The 1,073-nt window shown below is 73.0% G+C and carries 1 protein-coding gene; it reads left to right on the top strand.

Going from position 1 to position 1,073, the window contains the following annotated elements:
• Positions 1-5 precede the first annotated feature (5 nt).
• On the top strand, positions 6-1,073 hold a 1,068-nt coding region (locus tag F3J10_RS35735), incomplete at its 3' end, for a trypsin-like peptidase domain-containing protein (protein ID WP_167244058.1).

Genomic DNA, 1,073 nt, shown 5'->3' with positions numbered 1-1,073 from the left:
TGGCGATGGCCTGCTGCGCCTGGACGATGCCGGCCGTCGCCGCGAACGCGGCGCCGGCCGCGCCGGCTCCCGCCGACGGCCCCCCGCTGGTGCTGCCCAACTTCGCCGCCCTCGCGCGCCGCAACGGCCCGGCGGTGGTCAACATCAGCGTCACGCGCGAGGTGGCCCAGGTCGGCATCGAGCTGCCGCCCGGCATCGCGCCGGACAGCCCGCTGGCGCCGTATTTCGCGCGCCGCGTGATCGGCAATCGCGAGGAGGTGAGCCTGGGCTCGGGCTTTATCGTCGACGCCGACGGCATCATCCTGACCAACCGGCACGTGGTGGGCGACGCGGCCACGGTCGACGTGAAGCTGACCGACAAGCGCCAGTTCAAGGGCCGTGTGATCGGCAGCGATCCGCTGTCCGACGTGGCGGTGATCCGCATCGACGCGCACGGGCTGCCGGCGGTGGCCACCGGCGATCCGGCGCGCACCGAGGTGGGCGACTGGGTGATGGCGATCGGCTCGCCTTACGGTTTCGCCAATACCGTCACGCAGGGCATCGTCAGCGCGAAGTCGCGCTCGCTGCCGGGCGAGGCCTACATCCCCTTCATCCAGACCGACGTGCCGATCAACCCCGGCAACTCGGGCGGCCCGCTGTTCGACCTGCAGGGCCGGGTGATCGCGATCAATTCGACCATCTACTCGAAGACGGGCGGCTACCAGGGCCTGTCCTTCGCGATCCCGATCGATATCGCGCTCGACGTGAAGGACCAGTTGCTGCGCAACGGCCGCGTCACGCGCGGGCGGCTCGGGGTGGCGCTGCAGGAACTCGACGCGACGCTGGCGCGCTCGTTCGGGCTGGCCAGCGCCGACGGCGCGATCGTGACCATGGTCGCGCCGAACGGGCCCGGCGCGCGCGCGGGCCTGGCGCCCGGCGACGTGGTGCTGTCGGTGAACGGGCGCGGCGTGGCCGATTCGGCCGACCTGCTCGATACCGTGGCGCGGATCCGCCCCGGCCGGCAGGCCGAGCTGGCGGTCTGGCGCGCGGGGCGGGCGCTGCGCGTGACGGTGGAGGTGGGCGCGCTAGACCGA

This window comes from Burkholderia sp. Cy-637, from assembly GCF_011753175.1.
Taxonomy (GTDB): Bacteria; Pseudomonadota; Gammaproteobacteria; order Burkholderiales; family Burkholderiaceae; genus Burkholderia; species Burkholderia gladioli.
The sequence above is the reverse complement of the archived record's forward strand: the minus strand, read 5'-3'. Positions and strand labels throughout refer to the sequence as shown.